The 21,164-nt window shown below is 74.1% G+C and carries 16 protein-coding genes and 2 pseudogenes; 5 read left to right on the top strand and 13 right to left on the bottom strand.

Annotated elements, in window-relative coordinates; all coding sequences use genetic code 11:
* Positions 1-219 precede the first annotated feature (219 nt).
* The 3 genes from ACI2LW_RS06390 to ACI2LW_RS06380 are packed head-to-tail and all read left to right on the top strand — an operon-like array spanning position 220 to position 3,865.
* Positions 220-1,521 (top strand): lycopene cyclase family protein, encoded by a 1,302-nt coding sequence (locus ACI2LW_RS06390; RefSeq protein WP_404730004.1) that lies wholly within the window; start codon positions 220-222, stop codon positions 1,519-1,521.
* Positions 1,518-2,249, top strand: a complete 732-nt coding sequence (locus ACI2LW_RS06385; protein WP_404730003.1) for a class I SAM-dependent methyltransferase — start codon at positions 1,518-1,520, stop codon at positions 2,247-2,249. Before ACI2LW_RS06390 ends, ACI2LW_RS06385 begins: the two co-directional genes overlap by 4 nt.
* Complete coding sequence (locus ACI2LW_RS06380; protein WP_404730002.1) at positions 2,246-3,865, top strand: FAD-dependent oxidoreductase; 1,620 nt, start codon at positions 2,246-2,248, stop codon at positions 3,863-3,865. The genes ACI2LW_RS06385 and ACI2LW_RS06380 overlap by 4 nt, the downstream gene beginning before the upstream one ends.
* Before the next feature lie 172 nt (positions 3,866-4,037).
* Here the strand turns inward: ACI2LW_RS06380 and ACI2LW_RS06375 are convergent, their stop codons facing one another.
* Together ACI2LW_RS06375 and ACI2LW_RS06370 are read right to left on the bottom strand one after the other, a co-directional pair.
* Entirely contained in the window at positions 4,038-4,259 is a 222-nt protein-coding gene (locus ACI2LW_RS06375; protein WP_103780551.1) for a helix-turn-helix transcriptional regulator, read from the bottom strand.
* Positions 4,259-4,744: a DUF2975 domain-containing protein gene (locus ACI2LW_RS06370; protein WP_404730001.1), complete on the bottom strand. Its 486-nt coding sequence runs from the start codon at positions 4,742-4,744 to the stop codon at positions 4,259-4,261. Before ACI2LW_RS06370 ends, ACI2LW_RS06375 begins: the two co-directional genes overlap by 1 nt.
* A 229-nt stretch (positions 4,745-4,973) precedes the next feature.
* Between ACI2LW_RS06370 and ACI2LW_RS06365 the strand changes: the two genes are divergently transcribed.
* On the top strand, positions 4,974-6,923 hold the full coding sequence (locus ACI2LW_RS06365; protein ID WP_404730000.1) for an ABC transporter ATP-binding protein: 1,950 nt from the start codon (positions 4,974-4,976) through the stop codon (positions 6,921-6,923).
* Between the two features lie 133 nt (positions 6,924-7,056).
* On the opposite strand, the pseudogene ACI2LW_RS06360 reads toward ACI2LW_RS06365, so the two are convergent.
* From ACI2LW_RS06360 to ACI2LW_RS06350, 3 genes and pseudogenes are all read right to left on the bottom strand, one after another.
* Positions 7,057-7,965: pseudogene (locus ACI2LW_RS06360) on the bottom strand (RNA repair domain-containing protein); the annotation flags it as partial.
* Between the two features lie 195 nt (positions 7,966-8,160).
* Positions 8,161-9,159: a type I glyceraldehyde-3-phosphate dehydrogenase gene (gene gap, locus ACI2LW_RS06355; protein WP_404729999.1), complete on the bottom strand. Its 999-nt coding sequence runs from the start codon at positions 9,157-9,159 to the stop codon at positions 8,161-8,163.
* Positions 9,160-9,288: 129 nt separating this feature from the next.
* Positions 9,289-10,245, bottom strand: coding sequence for a GlxA family transcriptional regulator (locus ACI2LW_RS06350; RefSeq protein WP_404729998.1), 957 nt, complete (start codon positions 10,243-10,245; stop codon positions 9,289-9,291).
* A gap of 340 nt (positions 10,246-10,585) precedes the next feature.
* Here ACI2LW_RS06350 and ACI2LW_RS06345 point away from each other — a divergent pair, with 340 nt between their 5' ends.
* A complete protein-coding gene (locus ACI2LW_RS06345) occupies positions 10,586-11,806 on the top strand; it encodes an acyl-CoA dehydrogenase family protein (RefSeq protein ID WP_404729997.1) in 1,221 nt (406 codons plus the stop codon).
* A gap of 220 nt (positions 11,807-12,026) precedes the next feature.
* On the opposite strand, the gene ACI2LW_RS06340 is transcribed toward ACI2LW_RS06345, so the two are convergent.
* From ACI2LW_RS06340 to ACI2LW_RS06305, 8 genes and pseudogenes are all read right to left on the bottom strand, one after another.
* Complete coding sequence (locus ACI2LW_RS06340) at positions 12,027-14,804, bottom strand: fumarate reductase/succinate dehydrogenase flavoprotein subunit (protein WP_404729996.1); 2,778 nt, start codon at positions 14,802-14,804, stop codon at positions 12,027-12,029.
* Complete coding sequence (locus ACI2LW_RS06335) at positions 14,801-15,625, bottom strand: ATP-binding cassette domain-containing protein (protein WP_404729995.1); 825 nt, start codon at positions 15,623-15,625, stop codon at positions 14,801-14,803. The genes ACI2LW_RS06340 and ACI2LW_RS06335 overlap by 4 nt, the downstream gene beginning before the upstream one ends.
* Positions 15,609-16,540, bottom strand: a pseudogene (locus tag ACI2LW_RS06330) (ABC transporter permease). The gene ACI2LW_RS06335 and the pseudogene ACI2LW_RS06330 overlap by 17 nt, the downstream one beginning before the upstream one ends.
* Positions 16,537-17,880 carry an ABC transporter substrate-binding protein gene (locus ACI2LW_RS06325; RefSeq protein WP_404729994.1) on the bottom strand — a complete coding sequence of 448 codons (1,344 nt, stop codon included), beginning with the start codon at positions 17,878-17,880 and terminating at the stop codon, positions 16,537-16,539. Before ACI2LW_RS06325 ends, ACI2LW_RS06330 begins: the two are co-directional and overlap by 4 nt.
* A 14-nt stretch (positions 17,881-17,894) precedes the next feature.
* Positions 17,895-18,122 carry a ferredoxin family protein gene (locus ACI2LW_RS06320; RefSeq protein WP_016437651.1) on the bottom strand — a complete coding sequence of 76 codons (228 nt, stop codon included), beginning with the start codon at positions 18,120-18,122 and terminating at the stop codon, positions 17,895-17,897.
* 34 nt (positions 18,123-18,156) lie between these two features.
* Positions 18,157-18,945 carry a GntR family transcriptional regulator gene (locus tag ACI2LW_RS06315; RefSeq protein ID WP_404729993.1) on the bottom strand — a complete coding sequence of 263 codons (789 nt, stop codon included), beginning with the start codon at positions 18,943-18,945 and terminating at the stop codon, positions 18,157-18,159.
* Between the two features lie 467 nt (positions 18,946-19,412).
* Positions 19,413-20,345, bottom strand: coding sequence for an ABC transporter permease (locus ACI2LW_RS06310; protein WP_404729992.1), 933 nt, complete (start codon positions 20,343-20,345; stop codon positions 19,413-19,415).
* Positions 20,332-21,153, bottom strand: a complete 822-nt coding sequence (locus ACI2LW_RS06305) for an ABC transporter ATP-binding protein (protein ID WP_404729991.1) — start codon at positions 21,151-21,153, stop codon at positions 20,332-20,334. The genes ACI2LW_RS06310 and ACI2LW_RS06305 overlap by 14 nt, the downstream gene beginning before the upstream one ends.
* Positions 21,154-21,164 lie beyond the last annotated feature (11 nt).

The raw sequence follows: 21,164 nt of genomic DNA, 5'->3' as shown, positions 1-21,164 counted from the left end.
CGAACGGCCCACGCGATCGCGGCGGCCACCGGGGATCCGTCCCCTTCCACCGTGCCGTGTCCGGCGCTCGCCCGCTCGCCGCCACGGGGCGCCCTGCATCCGCCGGGGTACACACTCCGGAAGACCGGGCCGGGGCGTACGCGGTGACGTTCGAGAAACCGGGCAACCGGAGGGAGCCCGAGGAAAAGGACCCCGAGGACCCCGAGGAAGGGAGAGGCCGTGCCGGAGGCGGACGTCGCCGTCGTGGGTGCGGGCGCAGCCGGGCTGTCGCTGGCCCACCGGCTCGCCGGAAGCGTTCCGGGTCTGCGGACACCCGCCGTGGTGCTGGTGGACGCACCGCCCGGCCCGCTGCGGCCACCACCGCGGACCTGGTGCTACTGGACGGCGGGGCCGGGACGGTTCGACGCGGCGGTGCGGGCCGAGTGGCAGCGGCTGAGAGTGCGCCCCCGCACCGGGGCCCCGGTCGACGGCGACATCTCACCCCTTCGGTACCGCATGATCCGCTCCGACGACTTCGAGCGCCTGGTCCTTCGGGACCTGGCCCGCAGCCCCAACGTGCGGCGCCTGCGGGCGACCGTGGACGCGGTGGAGGACGTGCCCGGCGGCGCACACGTCCACCTGAGGGACCCCGACGGGCGCGTACGGGTGCTCAGCGCCCGCTGGGTGCTCGACTCCCGGCCCCCCGGCAGCCTGCCGGCCGCGCGCACCACCCTGCTGCAGCACTTCCACGGCTGGTTCGTGCGCACCGCCCGGCCGGCCTTCGACCCGGCCGTCGTGGAGCTGATGGACTTCCGCACCCCGCAGCCCGCGCACGGCCTGTCCTTCGGCTACGTCCTGCCGACCGGGCCGTGCGAGGCGCTGGTGGAGTACACCGAGTTCTCCACCCGCACCCTCACCCCGGAGGGGTACGAGGCCGCCGTACGGCACTACGCCGACGAGGTGCTGCGCCTGGGCGAACGGCGGGTCCTGGCCCACGAGACGGGCGTCATCCCGATGACCGACGCGCCGATCCCGCGGCAGACCGGAGCCTCCGTCTTCCGCATCGGAGCCGCCGGCGGAGCGACCCGGCCCGCCACGGGCTACACCTTCGCCGGACTCCAGCGCCAGACCAGGGCCGTGGCCGACGCGCTGCGCCGCGGGCGCCGCCCGATGCCGCCGGCCGCCCACCCGGCGCGCTCCCGCGCCATGGACGCCGTCCTGCTGCGCGCCCTGGACAGCGGCCGTGCCGACGGCCCGGAACTGTTCAGCCGCCTGTTCGCCCGCGTGCCCGCCGCACGGCTGCTGCGCTTCCTCGACGGAGCGACCCGCATGCACGAGGACCTGGCCATCGGCCTGCGCACACCCGTCGGGCCGATGCTGCGCTCCGCCCTGGAACTGCCCCGCCTGCCCCGCCGCCCCTTCGACCTGCCCCCCTGCCCGCAGCCGCCGCCACCCTCCACCGCCGGCCCGCCGCCCGTACCCGACCCGTCCGCCCCGAAACCGCCCCCACCCCCGCCCCCGCCCCCGACGGAGACCGCATGACGCTGCTTCGTGACGAGCACCTCGCCGCCGCCTTCGACCACGCCTCCCGCACCTACGACACGCTCGTGGCCGCCAATCCCGGCTACCACGCCCATCTGCGCCGCTCGGTGCGCCGGCTGGGCCTGCCCGGACACGGACAAGGGCTGCGCCTGCTCGACCTCGGCTGCGGCACCGGCGCCTCCACCGCCGCGCTGAGGTCCGTCCTGCCCGCCGCCGGCATCACGGCCGTGGACGCCTCGGCCGGCATGCTCGAGCGGGCCGCGGCCAAACCCTGGGCGGAGGGGGTGAGTTTCGTGCACGCCCCCGCCGAGCGGCTGGCCGAGGCCGGGGTGCGCGGCCCCTACGACGCCGTGTTCGCGGCCTACCTCTTCCGCAACGTCACCGACCCCGACGCCGTCCTCGCCGCCGTGCACGGGCTGCTGCGGCCGGGCGGCCGGCTCGGCGTGCACGAGTACACCCTCAGCGGGCGGCGCGCGGACCGCGCGGTGTGGACGCTGGTGTGCCGCGGTGTCGTACAGCCCGTGGCGGCCCTGCTGGGGGACGGGCCGCTGTACCGGCATCTGTGGCGCAGCGTGGTGGAGTTCGACACCGCGGAGCGGTTCGCGCGGCGGCTCGGCGCGGCCGGCTTCGGCCAGGTCCGCGCGCTGCCCCTGCCGGGCTGGCAGACGGGCATCACCCACACCTTCGTCGCCCGCCGCCCGCACGACCGCGAGAAGGCGGACGCGTGAGCGCCACCCGCCAGGGCGGCACCCGCCAGGGCGCCGCGCGCCGGGGACGCGACCGGCGGGCCCGGATCCTGCCCGCCCGCCCCGGAGCCCCCAGGGTGGCGGGGGACCCGCCGTCGGTGACGGTGGTCGGCGCGGGCATCGCCGGTCTGGCCGCCGCCACCGCGCTCGCCGAGCGCGGGGTCGCCGTCACCGTGTACGAGAAGCGGCCCTACCTCGGCGGGCGGGCCGGCGGATGGCCGACCGTCCTGCGCGACGGCTCGACGGCGACCATGAGCCGCGGCTTCCACGCGTTCTTCCGGCAGTACTACAACCTGCGCGGGCTGCTGCGCCGGACCGACCCCGGCCTGGAGCGGCTCACCGGCCTCCCGGACTACCCTCTGCTGCACGCCGGCGGTCTGCGCGACAGCTTCCGCCGCGTCCCGCGCACCCCGCCGCTGAGCGCCCTGGGCTTCGCCGCGCTCAGCCCCTCCTTCCGGCTCGCGGACCTGCGCGCCATGGACCCGCGGGCCGCCCTGCCGCTGCTCGACGTGCGCGTGCCGGACGTGTACGACCGTCTGGACTCCACCAGCGCCCACGCCTTCCTGGACGCCGTGCGCTTCCCCGAGGACGCCCGTCACCTGGCCTTCGAGGTGTTCTCCCGCAGCTTCTTCGCCGACCCGCGGGAGCTGTCGGCGGCCGAGATGGCGCTGATGTTCCACATCTACTTCCTCGGCTCGGCCGAAGGGCTGCTGTTCGACGTGCCCCGCGCCCCCTTCCCGGCCGCGCTGTGGGACCCGCTGGCCGGCTATCTGGACGGCCATCGCGCCGAGCTGCGCACCGGGACGGCCGTCGAGCGCATCGCGCCCGCCGCCGACGGCGCTCTCGTCATCACCTCCGACCGCGACGAACGCCGCTGCGACGGGGTCGTCCTCGCCCTGGACTGCGCGGGGCTGCGCTCCCTTACCGGGCGCAGCGCGGAGCTGGGCGACGCGGCCTGGCGCGAGCGGATCGCACGGCTGCGCACCGCCCCGCCCTTCCTGGTGAGCCGGCTCTGGCTGGACCGGCCCGTGGCGCCCGACCGGCCCGGCTTCCTCGGCACCAGCGGCTTCGGCACCCTGGACAACGTCAGCGTGCTGGAACGCCACGAGGACGAGGCGGCCCGCTGGAGCGCGCGCACCGGGGGCTCCGTCGTCGAGCTGCACGCCTACGCCGTACCGGCCGGGGCCGCCCGGGACGTCGAGCAGAAACGCCTCCTCGGCCAACTGCACCGCGTCTACCCGGAGACCGGCACGGCCACGGTCCTCGACGCCCGCCACGCATGGCACGAGGACTGCCCCCTGTTCCCCGTGGGCGGCTACGGCGACCGCCCCACCGTCCGCACTCCCCACCCCCGCGTGGTCGTCGCCGGCGACCTGGTCCGCACCGGCCTGCCCGTCGCCCTCATGGAGCGGGCCGCGACGAGCGGCTTCCTCGCGGCCAACGCCCTGCTGGAGCAGTGGGGGGTGCGGGGGCAGACCCTGTGGACGGTGCCGGACCGAGGCCGCAGCGCGATCCTGAGGGCCCTGGCGGCCCACTTCACCGGCGCACGGCGGGGTGCGGCGACACGGCGGGGAACGGCGGCAGCAGCGACCGGCTGACCGGCGAAGTCCCTCTGGCTCCCCGCCCGTCGCGAACCCCCGCCCCTCCGCGGCGGAGGAACGGGGGTTCGTGACGGGCGGAAAGACGCCGGAGCCGGCGCTGTCGGCATGTCGGTATGCCGGTATGCCGGTATTCCGGCATACCGACATACCGGTGTCCGTCCCGGGTACGTCACCCGCCCGCGGCGTCCTCGGCCTCCCAGCGCAGCAGGTCGCCCGGCTGGCACTTGAGCACCTCGCAGAGCGCGGCGAGCGTCGTGAAGCGCACCGCCTTGGCGCGGCCGTTCTTGAGCACGGCGAGGTTGGCGGGTGTGATCCCCACGCGCTCCGCCAGTTCGCCCACGGACATCTTGCGCCGGGCCAGCATCACGTCGATGTCGACGACGATGGGCATCAGATCACCTCGTCCAGCTCGGCCCGCAGCCGCGTCGCTTCGACGTCGCGCGCGACGGCCTGGGCGAGCAGCGCCCGCAGCAGGTGCACGATGAGCGCGACGCCGAGGATGGCCACGCCGATGCCGCCCATGATGAGGGTGACGCCCGGATCGTCCCGCTGTCCGGGCGCGTTGACGAGGGTGACCGCGAACCACACGAGGGCGGCCGCCACGATCGCGCCGACCACGATGTCCACGTACCGGAAGGCCGCGTGGGAGAACACGGTGCCGCGTCGCACCATCGTCACCAGCCGCCATACGCAGACCAGGACGACCTGCACGGACACCATGCCCAGGACGGTGAGCAGGCGCAGCGGGGTCAGCGGGAGCGACCCGTCCTCCGGATCGGTGGCCAACGCCCACACCATCAGAACCTGTACGAACACGGTGCCGGTGAGCACCACCACGAGCACGGCCCGCAGCGCACGCACTGTCAGCTTTCCCACGACACGTCCTTCCATCGACTCACGATGGGAAACTATCGAAATTCGATAGATCCCACAAGTGCCGGGACGGCGGGCGTGCGGCGGTCTCACACCATGGCGGGAGGACGTCCGGGTACGGGTGCGGGTCCCGCCGCGCGGGGTGTCCGGTTCTCGCAGGTCCGCGGTAAATGCCTGGACCGAGGACCGCCCAGGACGGGACACTTCCGACTTCGAACCTTCCGGGAGTGTGATGGGCACAACGAAGACGCCGGGGCTGACGCCGGGCAGGGGCGCGGTCGTTCTGGCGCTGCGCTGTTATGGCCGGGAACTTCTGCGACTACGACGACTGACCCTGCCCGCGCTGCTGCTGCCGGCCGTGGGCAACATCGGCATCCGCTACATCGCCCCTCTGCTGATCGCCAAACTGGCGGGGCAGGCCGCCGAGGCCGGCGGTCTCACCCTCGGCTCGGCGCTGCCGTCCGTGCTGGGCTTCGGCCTGGTGCTGCTGCTGTCCGAGGCCGTGTGGCGGGTGGGGCTGCACTGCCTGAACCGGGTGGACGCCCTCGGCATGGAGCACCTGTATGTCACCGGCATGGACGAACTGCTCGCCAAGGACGCCGCCTTCTTCCACGACAACTTCGCGGGCTCCCTGACCAAACGGGTGCTGAGCTTCGGCAAGCGCTTCGAGGACTTCGTCGACACCCTGACGTACCGGATCGTGGGCAGCCTCGTCCCCCTGGTGTTCGGCGCCGTGGTGCTGTGGAGCTACGCACCGATGCTCGTCGTCGGTCTCCTCGTGATGATGGCGCTGACCGTGCTGGCCGCGACGCCGCTGATCCGCCGTCGGCAACGGCTCGTCAACGACCGTGAGGCGGCCATCGCCCGGGTCTCCGGCCATGTCGCCGACAGCCTCACGAACATGGAGACCATCCGCGCGTTCGCGGCCGAGCGGCGGGAGGCCGGCGAACACCGCGACCGTGTCGCGCACTCCCGGCGCCTGACGCTGCTCTCCTGGGACTACGGCAATCTGCGTGTCGACACCCTGATCGCCCCCATGTCCGTACTGACCAACGTTCTGGGGCTGCTGGTCGCCGTCGCCTTCGGCGGCCCGGGCCGGGGAGTGGAGGAGGTCGTCGTCGCCTTCACCTACTACTCCAACGCCACCCAGATCATGTTCGAGTTCAACCAGATCTACCGGCGTCTGGAAAGCTCCATGACCGAGGCCGCCCAGTTCACGGAACTGCTGCTGGACCCGCCCACCGTGCTCGACCCGGCGGAACCCGAACCGCTCGCACCCCGCGACACGGGCATCCGCTTCGAGGCGGTGACCTTCGCCCACGCGGGCGCGAAGCCGATCTTCCGGGGACTCGATTTGGACGTGCCCGCAGGCGCGCGGATCGGCCTGGTCGGCCGGTCCGGCGGCGGCAAGACCACCCTCACCCGGCTCCTGCTGCGGATGTCGGACATCGACGGCGGACGCATCCTGATCGGCGGTCAGGACATCAGCCGGCTGCGCCAGAGCGATCTGCGCTCATTGATCGCCTACGTCCCGCAGGAACCCGCCATGTTCCACCGCAGCCTGCGCGACAACATCGCCTTCGCCCGGCCCGGCGCCACCGACGAGGAGATTCATGCGGCGGCCGCCGCCGCGCACGTCACGGAGTTCGCCGAGCAACTCCCCGACGGCTTCGCCACCCTGGTGGGGGAGCGGGGTGTGAAACTCTCGGGCGGCCAGCGCCAGCGCGTCGCCCTCGCCAGGGCGATCCTGCGCGACGCCCCGATCCTGCTGCTCGACGAGGCGACCAGCGCACTGGACTCGGAGAGCGAACTCCTCGTCCAGGACGCCCTGTGGCGGTTGATGGACGGCCGCACGGCCCTCGTGGTCGCCCACCGTCTCAGCACCGTCGCCGGCATGGACCGGCTCGTCGTCCTCGACCACGGAAGCGTCGTCGAGCAGGGCACCCACGAGGAACTGCTCGCGGCGAAGGGCGCCTACGCCAACCTGTGGCAGCACCAGTCGGGCGGCTTCCTCGGCGGGAGCACCGACCCGGCGCTCGAGGACCCGGCTGTCCGACTGGTCGGACCGGCCGCGGACGGGAACGGGAACGGGAACGGGGACGGAAACGTGGACGGGGACGGAAACGTGGACGGTGACGCGGGAACGCCCTCGCACACCCGGACGGTCACCGGGGCCACGTGAGGGAGTGTTCCCGAGCGCTCGTCGCCCGCCCGCCCGGCCGGGGCCTCCGCAGCCCTCACCTGTCGGTGATCGTGGAGAGCCAGGCGGTGTCCTCCGGCCCCGGCGCCTCCGCGCCGACCGCGGGCAGCCGCCGGACGCCGCCCGTACGCAGGGCGACCGTGGCGCGGGGCCGCATCGGCCCGTCGCCCCTGCGGGAGAGCAGGACGAGTTCCCAGACCGTCACGGTCATGGCCTCGAGCCGGGTCGCGCACTCGGCGCCGACGCGTTGCGGATCCCGGGTCCGGCCCAGGGACAGATGCGGGGTGAAGTTCCTGGCCGGCCCACCGCAGCGGGGGAACCGCCGCAGCAGCGCGCGGTGCAGCTCCGCCCACGGCGCCGGGCCGGCCGCGGCCGGGTCGAGCCACACGGTGGAGTACGCCCGGTGCCGGAAGGCGCGCACCCCGTCCAGCCGGGCGGTGAACACCGGTGTCCGGGCCGTCGCCGCGGCGAGCAGCGGGAAGGCTTGCTCGAAGGCCGTCTCCGGAACGAAGCCGAAGAGCACGTTCACGTGCGGGGGCCATCGGTGGATCTGCGGATCGTAGTCCCGGCGGATGTCCTGGAGCGCCGGCCACAGTTCGGCGGGCGGGATCCAGGCCAGCGCCGTGCGGGGGGTCGGAGGCACGTCGAGGACACCGGCGGGCTCACCTCCGCCCGCGCCCGTGCCGGGGCTCAGGCCGTCTCCGGGGTCCCCCGCCCGGCCGCCGCCGGAGGCGTGCACGTCCCCCGCCCGGCGGCCGGCACCGGAGGAGGCCTGCGGGTCCCGCGCCCGGCCGGCGCCGGTCGCGTCGATGCGGTCCACCCCCGTGGCCCGGTCCCAGACCACCTCGCCGTCCGCCTCGATGAACACCACCCGGTGCCACGGGATGTCCCCGCCGGGCACGAAGGAGGGCAGCGCGATCCGCTTCGGGGCGCCCTCGCGCCGGCTGATGCCCAGCACGAACCGGGCCGGGTCCAGCCGCGGGTCCCAGCGGACCCGGTGGTAGATCTCGTCGCTGGTCCGCACCGCACGCACCTCCTCGCCCGCCGTCACACCGCTCTCCCTCCAGGGTGCCGCCCACCCCGTCCACGGGGACGGCTCCCTCGCCGGTGAACGGCTCCGAGCGCTCCGGCCGGCACCCGGGGGGCCGGCCGGAGCGCTCGGAGGAAGGCGACGGCCCGGGCGGTCGCCGCAGGCCGGGCGGCCTGCGCATCCGTACGGTCAGCGGGCGGCGAGGAGCTCCAGCGTGTCGATCACTCGGTTGGAGAAACCCCACTCGTTGTCGTACCACGCCACCACCTTGACGTGGCGGCCGTCGACGCGGGTCAGGGCCGAGTCGAAGATCGACGAGGCGGGGTTGCCCGTGATGTCGGACGACACGAGCGGGTCGTCCGAGTACTCGAGGACGCCGGCGAGCGGCCCCTCGGCCGCGGCGCGGTACGCCGCCAGCACGTCGTCACGGGTCACGTCGCGGGCGACGGTCGTGTTGAGCTCGACGATCGAGCCCACCGGCACCGGTACGCGGATCGAGTCGCCCGACAGCTTGCCGTCGAGGTTCGGCAGCACCAGGCCGATCGCCTTGGCGGCGCCGGTCGTGGTCGGCACGATGTTCACGCCGGCGGCCCGGGCGCGACGGGGGTCGCGGTGCGGACCGTCCTGCAGGTTCTGCTCCTGCGTGTAGGCGTGCACCGTCGTCATGAACCCGTGCTCGATCCCGGCGAGTTCGTCGAGCACCTTGGCCAGCGGCGCGAGCGCGTTGGTGGTGCAGGAGGCGTTGGAGACGACGGTGTGCACGGCCGGGTCGTAGGCCTCGGTGTTCACCCCGAACGCGAGCGTGACGTCGGCGCCGTCCGACGGGGCGCTGACGAGCACCTTCCGCGCGCCGGCGTCGAGGTGGGCGCGGGCCGCCTTGGCCGAGGTGAAGCGGCCCGTGGCCTCCAGGACGATGTCCACGCCGAGTTCGGCCCACGGCAGCTGCGCCGGCTCCCGCTCGGCCAGCACCTTGATCCGGCGGCCGTCGACGACGAGGGTGTCCCCGTCGACGCTCACCGGGCGCCCGAGCCGGCCCGCCGTGCTGTCGAAGGCGAGCAGCCGGGCGAGGGCGGCGGGCTCCGTCAGGTCGTTGACGGCGACGATCTCGAGGCCGCTGTCGCGCTCCAGCAGTGCGCGCAGCACATTGCGCCCGATGCGGCCGAATCCGTTGATGGCGATGCGAGTCATGAGTTGGTGTCCCTTCCCTTCGCCACCCAGGATCGTCCGCCGTCCGCGCCGCGGACAGTGGCGAGATCGCCACGGTTCAAAAGTATCCCGCCACCCTCCCGCCACCCCCGCGGACCGGGTCTGGGCGGATCACTCGCCCCGGGTGAAGGTGCGCCGGTACTCGCTCGGTGTGGTGCCGAGGATGCGCTGGAAGTGCAGGCGGAGGTTGGCGCCGGTGCCCAGCCCCACGTCGTCGGCGATCTGCTCGACGCCGCGCTGCGAGCGTTCGAGCAGTTCGCGGGCGAGGTCGATGCGGGCGCGCATCACCCACTGCATCGGCGTGTAGCCGGTCTCCTCCACGAAGCGCCGCGAGAACGTGCGCGGTGATACCCCGGCCTGGCGCGCCAGGATGTCGAGGGTGAGGGGCTCGCCGAGCCGGTGCAGCGCCCACTCGCGGGTGGCGGCGAACCGCTCGCCCCGCGGCTCGGGGACGCTGCGCGGCACGTACTGCGCCTGGCCGCCGCTGCGGTAGGGGGCGGCGACCAGACGCCGGGCCGCGTGGTTGGACGCGGCCACCCCCAGGTCGCCGCGCAGGATGTGCAGGCACAGGTCGATGCCGGACGCCGCGCCCGCCGAGGTGAGCACGCTGCCCTCGTCGACGAACAGCACGTTCTCGTCGACCCGGACGAGCGGGTGCCTGGCCATGAGCGCCCGCGCGTAGTGCCAGTGCGTCGTGGCGCGCCGGCCGTCGAGCAGACCGGTGGCGGCGAGCGCGAAGGCGCCCGTCGAGATCGCGGCGAGCCGGGCGCCCCGGCCGTGGGCGGCGATCAGCGCCTCGACGACGGCCCGCGGCGGGTCGTCACGGTCGGGGAACCGGTAGCCGGGCACGAAGACGATGTCGGCCCACTCCAGCGCGTCCAGGCCGTGGGAGACGTAGTACGCGAGGCCGTCACCGCCGGTCACCAGGCCGGGCGTGGCCCCGCACACCCGCACCTCGTACGGCATGCTCGCGCGCGTGGTGAACACCTGCGCCGGGATGCCGACATCGAGCGGCTTCGCCCCTTCGAGCACGAGGACGGCGACACGGTGCAGGCGGGACTCGGGCACAGGAAGAGAGTACGTGGGCGTGACGTCCGCACGCCCACCGCGGGGACCGCTTCACGGCCGGCGCGGGCGGTGGGACGAGGCGCCGGACCGTATGGTCGACCGGGCGGACGCCCGGCTCGCCCTGACGGTCGCCCTCTTTGCCGGCCGGCGACGCGCCCGCCGTCGTGAACTCGCCATCGGGGAGCGTGAATCGGCCACAGAGAAGCAGTATCCCTAGTTTTCCTATCGATTTACTAGGAAAGTGTTGACCGTGGTCGGACAGGAGGGTGAGGATGGCCGAGCCGGCGCGTCGCTGAGCACGGCGTGAGCACGGCGGCAGTCGCAGGAAGCGGGCAGGGATATGACGGTGACGGCGGGCGAGGCGTCCGACGCGGAAGTCCGGCGGGCCCACTGGCTGCACACGGCCCGTGAGCTGGCGGACGACCTGGCCACGGACGCGGTCGAGCGTGAACAGGCGGGCAAGACGCCGCTCGACGAGGTGGCACGCCTGCGCGAGTCGGGACTGCTGACACTGGCGGCGCCGGCCGAGTTCGGGGGAGGCGGTGCGGACTGGCGCACCGTCTACGCGGTCATCCGGACCGTCGCCGCCGCCGACGGGGCCATCGGCCACCTGCTGGGCAACCACTACTTCCTGTCGCACAGCGCCCGCTTCTTCGCCGACCGCACCCGTGCCCTCCGCATCGAGCGGGAGTCGGCGGCGGGGCGGTGGTGCTGGGGAGGCGGCATCGCCTCGGACGAGGCACCCCTCGTCCTGACGCCCGCGCCGGGCGGCCATCTGCTCAGCGGCTACCGGAGGTACGCCACCGGCGTCGGCACCGCCGACCGGCTGGTGGTGCGAGCCGCCCAGTACGGCACCGGTGAGCCGCTGGCCGTCCTGGTCGACCCCGCCCGCGCGGGCGTCGTGAGCGGCGGCAGCGGGGACGCCTTCGGCCAGCGGCTGGCGGCCGGCGGCGGCGTCGAGTTCGATGCCGTGGCGGTCACGGCCGACGACATGCTGGGCTCCCTCTCGCCGGACGAGGGCGTTCTGTCACCCTTCGCCGCCCTGGCCGCGCCGACGGCGCGTCTGGTCTCCGTCCAGTTCTGTCTCGGCGTGGCGGAGGGCCTGCTGGCCGAGGTCCGCGAGTACGGAAGCGGCAGGCGGTCCCCCTGGCGGCCCTGCTCGCCCCAGCCCTGGCCGGACAGCCCGCAGGACCCGTACGCAGTGACCGTGTACGGCGAGCTCACCGTCGTCGCACGGGCCGCGTCCGCCCTCGCCGAGCAGGCGGTGAACGCCCTGGTGGGCGGCCTCGCCCAGGGCGACGATCTCGGCGACGACGAGTGCGCGGAGATCGCCGTCCTGGCGAGTGCGGCGCAGTCCGCCGCCTTCCGGGCCGCGCAGGAGATCACCACCCGTGCCCTGGACGTCATCGGCGCCGACGCCGCCTCCGCACGGCACGGCTTCGACCGCTTCTGGCGCGACGCCCGGACCCACACCCTGCGCGAGCCGGTCGCCCACAGACTGCGCGAGGTGGGCGACTACTACCTCAACGGCGCGCACCCGCCCTTCGCCCTCCCCGCCTGACCGGCGAGGCGACCGGTGGACGAACCCCTGACCGGACGTCACGTGCCCGCACGGAGCGGACCGCCGAGACCGGAGCATGGAGCGGACCGCCGAGACCGGCGTCACGTGCCCGCAAGGAGTGGACCTCCGGCCGCTCGTCGGCGCGCCGGCGTCCTGGCGGGCGCCGGTCCGTGACCGCCGCGGCGCCGGCGCGTGCCTGCTGACCGTACGGCCGGCGCGGTCACAGCGCGCGCGCCGCGAAGGCCCTGACGTCCGCGTCGGTGTCCGTGGTGGCCGTGGCCAGGGCGGCGCGGGCGTCCTCGACGGCACGGTGCCGGGCGAGGGCGAGTACGGCGGCCTTGCGGACGTCGGCGTTCACATCGGCGAGGGCCTTGGCCAGGGCCGGGACGGCGAGAGCGGAGCCGGCGACGGACAGGGCGGTGGCGGCGCCTGCCCGTACCTGCCAGGCCGGGTCCGACAGGGCCGCACGGGCGCGTGCGGCCAGGGCGGCCGGGCAGCCCGTCGTGCCCAGGGCCTCGTAGGCGGCCCCCCGCACCAGGGCGTCGGGATCGTCGACGAGCGCGGCCAGCGCCGAGCGGGCCGTGTCCGAGCCGGTGCCCAGGGTGGCCAGGGCCTTGGCGATCGTGACGCGCACCTCGCGGGACGGGTCGACGGCCGCCGCGCGGGCCACCTCCGCGGCGGCGTCGGCCGACACCAGCGCGCGCACCGCCGCGACGCGTACGGTGGTGTCGGCATCCGCCAGCGAGGGCGCGTACAACGCGGCGTCGCCGAGCCGCAGGGCGCGCAGCACGTCCAGTGCGGCGGCGCGGACGGTGGGATCCGTCCCGGACAGGGCGGCGGCCAGGCCCTCGCGCAGGGCCGGGTCCGGGGGCAGTGTCTGGACGAGTTCGCGCAGCGAGGCGGCAGCGGCGGTGCGGACGCCGGCGTCGGGATCGGTGAGCGCCGAAGCCAGTGCCGGTCCGGTGCCCGGCGGCACCACCTCCGTCAGGACCGTGACGGCCGTCCGGCGCACACCGGCGTCCGGGTCCGTCACATAGGGGGCGAGCACGGTGAGGTCGGGCTCGGCCTCCGCGAGGGAGAGCAGTTCCAGCAGCCGGGGCGTGGCCTGTGCGTCCGCGCCGTCGCGGGCCGCGGCGGCTGGGCCGGCCGGGGTGGGTTCCCGGCGCGGTGCCACCGGCGCGGCCTCCCGGGCCCCAGCCGTCGCCACGGGCTCCGGTTGGACCTCGCCCAGGTGCCGGGAGCGGCCGCCGGCCGGGGCCCAGCCGTCGACCGGGACCAGGTAGGGAGCCACCGGGCGGGCCGTGAACTCCATGGCGCCGGTGGGCGACTTGCGCAGGTCGAGGTGGTGGAACCAGGACGCGTCGTCGCGCTCCGGGTGGTCGAGGCGGTCGTGGTAGAGACCCCAGCGGGACTCGGTGCGGGCCAGGGAGGCGCGTGCGGCCATCTCCGCGCAGTCGCGGATGAAGGTGACCTCGGCGCAGCGCATCAGCTCGTGCGGGGTGCGGGCGCCCATCGCGGCGATGTCGTCGCGCATCCGCTCGAAGGCCTCCAGGGCGAGGGAGAGGCGGGCGCCGGACTTCGGCGGGGCGACGTAGTCGTTCACGAAGCGGCGCAGCTTGTACTCGACCTGGGTCTGCGGCGGGCCGTCCGGGTGGCGCAGCGGGCGGTAGATCAGCTCGTGTGCCTCGCGCAGCTGTTCCTCGGGCAACGCTCCCTCGTAGGCGCGGTACCGGGCCGCGTCCGCTCCGGCCAGGTCCCCGAAGACGAACGCGCCGATCATGTAGTTGTGCGGCACGCAGGCCAGGTCGCCGGCGGCGTACAGGCGCGGGACGGTGGTGCGGGCGTGGTCGTCGACCCGCACGCCCGAGGCGGAGTGGCCGCCGCACAGGCCGATTTCGGAGATGTGCATCTCGACGTCATGGGTGCGGTAGTCGTGGCCCCGGCCGGCGTGGAAGGTGCCGCGCGTCGGGCGCTCGGTGGAGTGCAGGATCGACTCCAGGGCCGAGACCGACTCCTCCGGAAGGTGGCTCAGCTTCAGGTAGACCGGGCCGCGGTCACTGGCGACCTCGGCCGCGAACTCGGCCATCATCCGGCCGGACCAGTAGTCGGAGTCGACGAAGCGTTCGCCGTGCCGGTTGACCTGGTAGCCGCCGAAGGGGTTGGCGACGTAGGCGCAGGCGGGGCCGTTGTAGTCCTTGATCAGCGGGTTGATCTGGAAGCATTCGATGCCGGTGAGTTCGGCGCCGGCGTGGTAGGCCATGGCGTAGCCGTCGCCCGCGTTGGCCGGGTTCTCGTAGGTGCCGTAGAGGTAGCCGGAGGCGGGCAGTCCGAGCCGGCCGCAGGCGCCGGTCGCCAGGATCACCGCGCCGGCCCGCACGACGACGAACGCGCCGGTGCGCGTGTGGAAGCCGGCCGCCCCGACGGCCCGTCCCCCGGCGGTGAGCACACGCACCGGCATCACCCGGTTCTCGATGCGGATCCGCTCGCGCATCTCGCGCCGCCGCAGCTGCCGGTAGAGGACCTTCTTGACGTCCTTGCCCTCGGGCATGGGCAGCACGTAGGAGCCGGAGCGGTGGACCTGGCGGACGGCGTACTCGCCGCGCTCGTCCTTCTCGAACTTCACCCCGTACGACTCCAGCCGCCGCACCATGGCGAAGCCCCGGGTGGCGGTCTGGCGGACGGTGGACTGGTCGACGATGCCGTCGTTGGCGCGGGTGATCTCGGCGACGTAGTCGTCGGGTTCGGCGCGGCCGGGGACGACCGCGTTGTTGACGCCGTCCATGCCCATCGCGAGGGCGCCGGAGTGGCGGACGTGCGCCTTCTCCAGCAGGACGACGTTCGCGCCGCGTTCGGCGGCGGTCAGGGCCGCCATGGTGCCGGCGGTGCCGCCGCCGATGACGAGGACGTCGCAGGCCAGTTCCTCGGCGTCGGTGAGAGCGGGGATGCGCGGGGACTGCGCGGGGGTGTGGGCGCGGGGATTCACCGGGGTGCCTTTCACGTGCTGAGCGAGGTGAGGACGTCGCGGCGCAGGGCCACGCGGGCGGGATCGCCGAGGGCTGTACGGTCGCGCGGGCGCGGCACATCCCGTACGGCGAGCAGCCGGCCGGCGCCGAGCAGGGCCACGCGGTCACCGAGGAACAGGGCCTCGTCCACGTCATGGGTGACGAAGACGACGGTCGCGCCCGTGCCGCGCAGCACCTCCACGAGAAGGTCCTGCATGCCGGCCCGGGTCTGGGCGTCGAGGGCGCCGAACGGCTCGTCCATGAGGACGGCACGCGGACGCCCGGCCAGGGCGCGGGCCAGTTGGGCGCGCTGGCGCTGCCCGCCGGAGACACGGTGCGGCAGCCGGCCGGCATGGCCGGCGAGCGCGACCCGGGCCAGCCACTCCTCGGCCTGGGCGCGGCGCTGGGCGCGCGGGACGCGGCGGACGGCCAGCGGGAGTTCGACGTTGGCGCGCAGAGTGCGCCAGGGCAGGAGGGCGTCCTCCTGGAAGACCAGGGCGCGTTCGGCCGAGGGGCCGGCCAGCGGGTGCCCGTCCTGGTCGATCCGTCCGGCCAGCGGCGGCAGCAGGCCCGCCAGGCTGCGCAGCAGGGTCGACTTGCCGCATCCGGAGGGTCCGACGACGGTGAGGATCTCACCCCGTGCGACGTCCAGGTCGAGGCCGGAGAGGACGGGCGCCTGGGGGCGGCCGAGCGTGGCGTCGCGCAGGGTGAGCCGGGTGCCGCCCACGGGCGCCGGCGCCGGGCCGGCCGCGGGACCTGCGGCGGTGGAGCGAGCGGTCGTGGAACGTGCGGCCGTGGTGTCAGACGAGGTGCTCATCGCGTGCCTCCTCGGTGCAGGAGGGCTGTTCGGGGTGGACGGCGGCGGGGGCCGGCCGGGCGGACAGGAGCGCGCGCGGTGCCGCCGGCCGGGTTCCGGGGACGTACGACGTGCGGGGCAGCCAGCGGGTCAGTCGCCGGCCGAGCAGCTCGACGGCCGTGGAGGTGAGCCAGCCGAGGACACCGATCGTGACCATGCCGACGAAGACACCGGGGTAGTTGACGATCGTGTAGTCCTGCCAGGTGCGGTAGCCGACGCCGTACTGGCCGGAGATCATCTCGGCGGAGATCACGCAGATCCAGGAGACGCCGATGCCGACCGACAGGCCGCCGAAGATGCCGGGCAGGGCGCCCGGCAGGACGACCGAGCCGAGGACGCGCAGACGGCCGCCGCCCATGGTGAGCACCGCCTCCTCCCATACGGGGGCCAGTGCCCGGACGGAGTGCCGGGTGGAGACCAGGACCGGGAAGAACGCCGCGGTGAAGGTGATGAAGACGATGCCCTGTTCGTTGGAGGGGAACAGCAGGATCGCGACGGGTACCAGGGCGATCGCCGGGATCGGGCGCACCACCTCCAGCAGGGGCCCCAGCAGGTCCTCGGCCGGGCGGGAGCGGGCCACGAGCACGCCGACCGCCATGCCCAGCACCGCCGCCAGCAGGAAGCCGGTGACGATGCGCGTCAGGCTGTCGGTGAGGTCCGTCCAGTAGTCCGCCCCGGCCAGGCGGTCGGCGAAGGCGTGGGCCACGTCGATGACGGTGGGGAACTGCGAGAAGCGCAGCCACAGGTCGACGTCAGGCCGGTGAGCAGCTGCCAGAGGCCGAGGGCGGCCGCGACGGAGGCCAGGCGCAGCGCGTACCGGCCGGCCGGCGGGAGGGGCCGCCGACGGCGGCCCGTTCGCGGCGCGGGCCGGCTCATGCGGCACGCTCCAGGGCGTCGGCGTAGCCGATGACGCGGGCGCCGCCGTGCGCGGACACGTACGCCTGCGCGGTCTCCGGGGCGAGGAACGGCAGGAGCTTGCCGCCGTCGGCCACCCAGACCGCCTTGTCGGCGAACCAGAGGGTGCCGGTGGTGGCGTCGGGCACGTAGGCGGCGCGGACGCCCTTCGGATGCGCGGCCACATAGGCCAGCAGCCGCGCCGGGGACGTGAAGGACCTGGTCTTCCCGGCGCCCTTGGGCCAGACCTCGCCCGCGGCGGCGGGCGGTGTGGCGGCGAGCCGCTCGGCGTACGACGCTTTGAGGGCCTTGCGTACATGGCTGTCGTCGACGAAGGAGTCGACGTCGATGTCGCCGGTCAGCCCGGCCGCCTTCAGGACCGGCACGTCCTGCTTCAGCGCGGAGACGAGGCGCGGTTTGACGGACGGGTCGAAGGTGGAGATGCCGTGGGCGCCGTTGTAGAGGTAGACGACCTCGGCGGGCAGGCCGGTGGCCTCGGCGACCTTCTCGGCGGCGGCCACCGGGTGGGAGTTGAGGTAGTCGGTGGCTTCGGCCTGGGCCTTGAGGAAGGCCTCCAGGACGGCCGGCCGGTCCTCGGCGAAGTCCGCGCGGGCGGTGACGCCGTGGAAGGTGGGCAGGTTCAACTGGGCGCCGTCGTACAGGGCCTTCGTCTTGCCCTGGTAGGTGAGCAGACCGGGCCAGGCGACGAACTGCGAGAGGGCGTCCGCGCTGCCCGCGGTCAGGGCCGAAGCGCCCACGGCGGGCTGCTGGTTGAGCTTGTGGATGCCGTGGTCCGGGTCGATGCCGGCGCGTTGCAGGGCCCGTACGAGGGTGCCGTCGGCGGCGGAGCCGACGCTGGTGGAGACCTTCTTGCCCTTCAGCTCCTCCAGGGAGTCGATCGTGGAGTCGGGTGCGGTGACGATGGTGTTGAGGCCGCCGCGGAGGTTGTAGCCGGTGACGGAGACCAGCCGGGTGGGGCGGTTGAGCTGCCGGCCGCGGGCGGCGTTGATGAGGAGCGGGAAGTCGCCCATCGAGCCGATGTCGATCTTGCCGGCGGTCATCTGGGCCGTGATGGGGGCGCCGGTGGCGTAGTCCTGCCAGTCGACCTTGTAGGTGTGGCCGTCGCCGAGCGAGTTGAGCCGCTTCTCGAAGTAGCCGAGGGAGCGCAGGAGCGTGCCCGCGGTGACCGTGTTGATGGTCTTGGACTGGTAGCCGACGGTGACCGTGACGGTGGAGCCGTCGGCGCCGGCCGCGTCGCCGCCGCAGGCGGTGAGCGACGCGAGGAGCAGGGCGGCGGCAGCGCCGAGTGCGGTGCGTTTCATGGGGTTCGGGCCTTTCACCGGAGCAGGTAGGGCATGTTGACGGTCACGGCTCCGGTGGGGCAGCGGGCCGCGCACGGGCCGCAGTACCAGCACTCGTCGACGTGCATGTACGCCTTGCCGCTGCTGTCGTCGATGGCCAGGGAGTCCAGCGGGCACATGTCCACGCAGAGCGTGCAGCCGTCGATGCACTTGGACTCGTCGATGGTCACGGGCACGTCGGCCCGCTGGGGCGCCAAGGGCATGGCTGTCTCCAGGTCTGTGCGCGAGCGGGGGTGTCTACAGGGAGCGGTGCAGCAGACCGCTCATCGAGATGCGGTCGCCGCGGAAGCGGATGAATTCCAGGTCGACGGGTCGCCCGTCGGCGAGGTGGGTGAGACGTTCCAGCATCAGGACGGCCGCACCGCGCGGTGCCTGCAGTACGGCGGCGGAGTGGGCGTCGGCGTTCACCGCCTCGAGGCTGATCTCGGCGTGACCGAGGCGCCGGCCGGTGAGTGTCTCCAGGAGCCGGAAGATGTCCGTGTTCTCCAGGTCCTCGCCCAGCAGGCCGGTGCCGAGGTCGAGGGGGATGTAGGTGAGGTCGAGGGACAGGGGCAGTCCGTTCAGCCGGCGCAGACGCTCGATGCACAGGACGTCGGTGCCGGGCGGCAGGTGCAGGCGGCCGGCCACCGGGGACGGGGCGGGCACGGGGCCCATGGCGCGGATCTCGTTGGTGACGTGGCCGTGTTCGCGCAGGGTCTCCGCCAGGCCCATCAGGCGGTCCAGCCCGTGGGGGTACTTCTCGGCCACGACGACCGTGCCGACGCCGGGGAGGCGTTGGACCAGGCCCTCGGCGCGCAGCAGGTCGAGGGCCTGGCGCACGGTGTTGCGGGAGGCGCTGTAGTCCGCGGCGAGGGTCGTCTCGTGCGGAAGCGCGCCGTCGGGGAACCCGCCGGCCAGGAGCTGGTGGCGCAGGAGGTCGGCGAGTTGGCGAGCCCGGTCCGCACGCGGTCGCCGCCGCGCACGGTGGGCGGCGACGGTGGTCGCGCCCTGGCCGGCGCGGTCCCGGATGCGGTCGGTGGGTGACATGTTTTGAACCATATCCATCTGGTAGGGAAAGGGGTGTTGCCGGGATGTTGCGCCACCTGACGCACCCACAGATGCCCCTCTGAACTGGGGCTTTGCAGGACGTGCGGGGAGATCTGCCGGCACCGGGACCGCGGTTCACGGGAGTCGGCGGGGCGGCCGGTGCGCGAGGTCGCGCAGTTGTTTCCCGCCGCACGCGCCGACACGGGCGGGACCCGTTCGCGGCGCACGGCGGCACGGCGGCACGGCAGTACGGCAGTACGGCAGTACGGCAGCAGGGCGGCACGGCGGCAGAGCCGGCTCAGCGGCACAGCCGGCTGGGCTGCGGCACGGCAGGTACGGCAGGGCACGGCACGGCACCGGCTTCGCGTGCGGCGGTGAGGCCGTGCGGGCCGGTGCCGTGCCGCACGGACCTGCCGGCGGGGCAGGTCGCGCGCGTGGGGGACGGGCGGGGAGCGGACCGGTTCCGCTCAGCGGGTGACGAGCAGGCCGCGGCCGCGCAGCACCCACCGCTCCAGCGGACTGAAGAGCAGCAGGTCGATGGCGATGCCGACGAGCAGGATCAGGAAGATGGCGAGGAACACCTGCGGCATGCTGGAGTTGTTGCGCCCGTTCTCCAGCAACTGGCCCAGCCCGACGCCCAGATCGGGGGAGGAGGCGATGATCTCGGCGGCCATCAGGGACCGCCAGGAGAACGCCCAGCCCTGCTTGAGTCCCGCCAGATAGCCGGGCAGCGCCGCCGGCATCACGATGTGCCGCGCTTCGCGCAGCCCGGTCGCGCCCATCGTCCGGCCGGCCCGCAGGAACAGCGGCGGGATCTGGTCGATGCCCGAGACCAGGCCGTTGGCGATGGAGGGGACCGCGCCGAGCAGGATCACGGCGTACATCATCGAGTCGTTCAGGCCCAGCCAGATCACCGCCGGCGGCACCCACGCCACCGACGGCAGCGACTGCAGGCCCGACAGAACCGGTCCGACGGCCGCCCGGACGAACGCCACCCGGGCGACCAGCAGGCCGAGCGGCGTGCCGATGGCGAGCGCCAGCAGGAAGCCGAGCAGGCCGCGCGAGACGCTGGTCCAGATGTAGCCGAGCAGTGTGCCCTGGACCCAGGCGTCGCGCACCTCGCCCCACACGGCGCTGGGCGCGGGCAGCTTGTAGTCGGGGGCGACGCCCGCCCACACCAGCAGTTGCCAGACGGCCAGCACCAGCGCCACGGCCGTGACGGGCGGCAGGACCTTCCGCATCAGGATCTCGCGCAGCGGCGCTCGGCCGGGACCGGTCCGCACGGAGTCCAGGACGTCGAGCCCGGCCTCCACTCCGGCGAGACCCACGGCCGTCCGGGGGTCCCCGGCTGCCGCGGTGGCGCCCTTCCCGGGGGCGGCTCCGGTGTCAGTGCCGGCCATGGCGGCGGATCTCCTCACGCAGTTCCTCGGTGATCTCGACGGACAGTTCGGCGACCGCGCCGTCCTCGATGCGGCGTGGCTGCGGAAGGGGGACCGTCCACTGACGGGCGATCCGCCCCGGGCGGGAGGACAGCAGGACCACACGCTGGGCCAGCCGCACCGCCTCGCGCACGTTGTGCGTCACGAACAGCACGGACACGCCCGTCTCCTGCCAGACGCGGGTCAGTTCGTCGTGCAGGACGTCGCGGGTGATCGCGTCCAGAGCGGCGAACGGCTCGTCCATCAGCAGCAGCCGGCTGTCCTGTGCGAGCGCGCGGGCCAGCGCCACGCGCTGGCGCATGCCGCCCGACAGCTCGTGCACCCGCTTGCCGTACGCGCCCTCCAGCCGGACGAGTCCCAGCAGCCGTTCCGCCTCCGGCCGGCGCCGCGGTCCCGGAACCCCGCGCAGTCTCAGGGCGAGTTCGATGTTCTTGCCCGCGGTCAGCCACGGGAACAGGGCGTGCTCCTGGAACATCAGCGCCGGGCGGCCGTCCGTGGTGATGGAGCCGGCGGACGGCCGGCCCAGCCCCGCCACCAGGTTGAGCAGGGTGGACTTGCCGCAGCCCGAGGCCCCCAGGAGGGTGACGAACTCGCCCGGTGCGACATCGAGGGTGATGTCGTCCAGGACGAGCTGCGATCCGCCGGGCGTGCCCGGGGCGGGGAAGGACTTCGAGACGTGCTCGATGCGGGCGGCGTACGTCACCGCCGTGGTCTCCTCGGCCGTGCCGGTGATCGTGGTGGCCACGGTCGTCACCTCCTGGGGGCTCATAGGGGACGGGC

The sequence above is a fragment of the Streptomyces sp. NPDC004065 genome (assembly GCF_044903565.1).
Taxonomy (GTDB): domain Bacteria; phylum Actinomycetota; class Actinomycetes; order Streptomycetales; family Streptomycetaceae; genus Streptomyces.
This window is presented reverse-complemented; position numbering and strand designations above follow the sequence as displayed.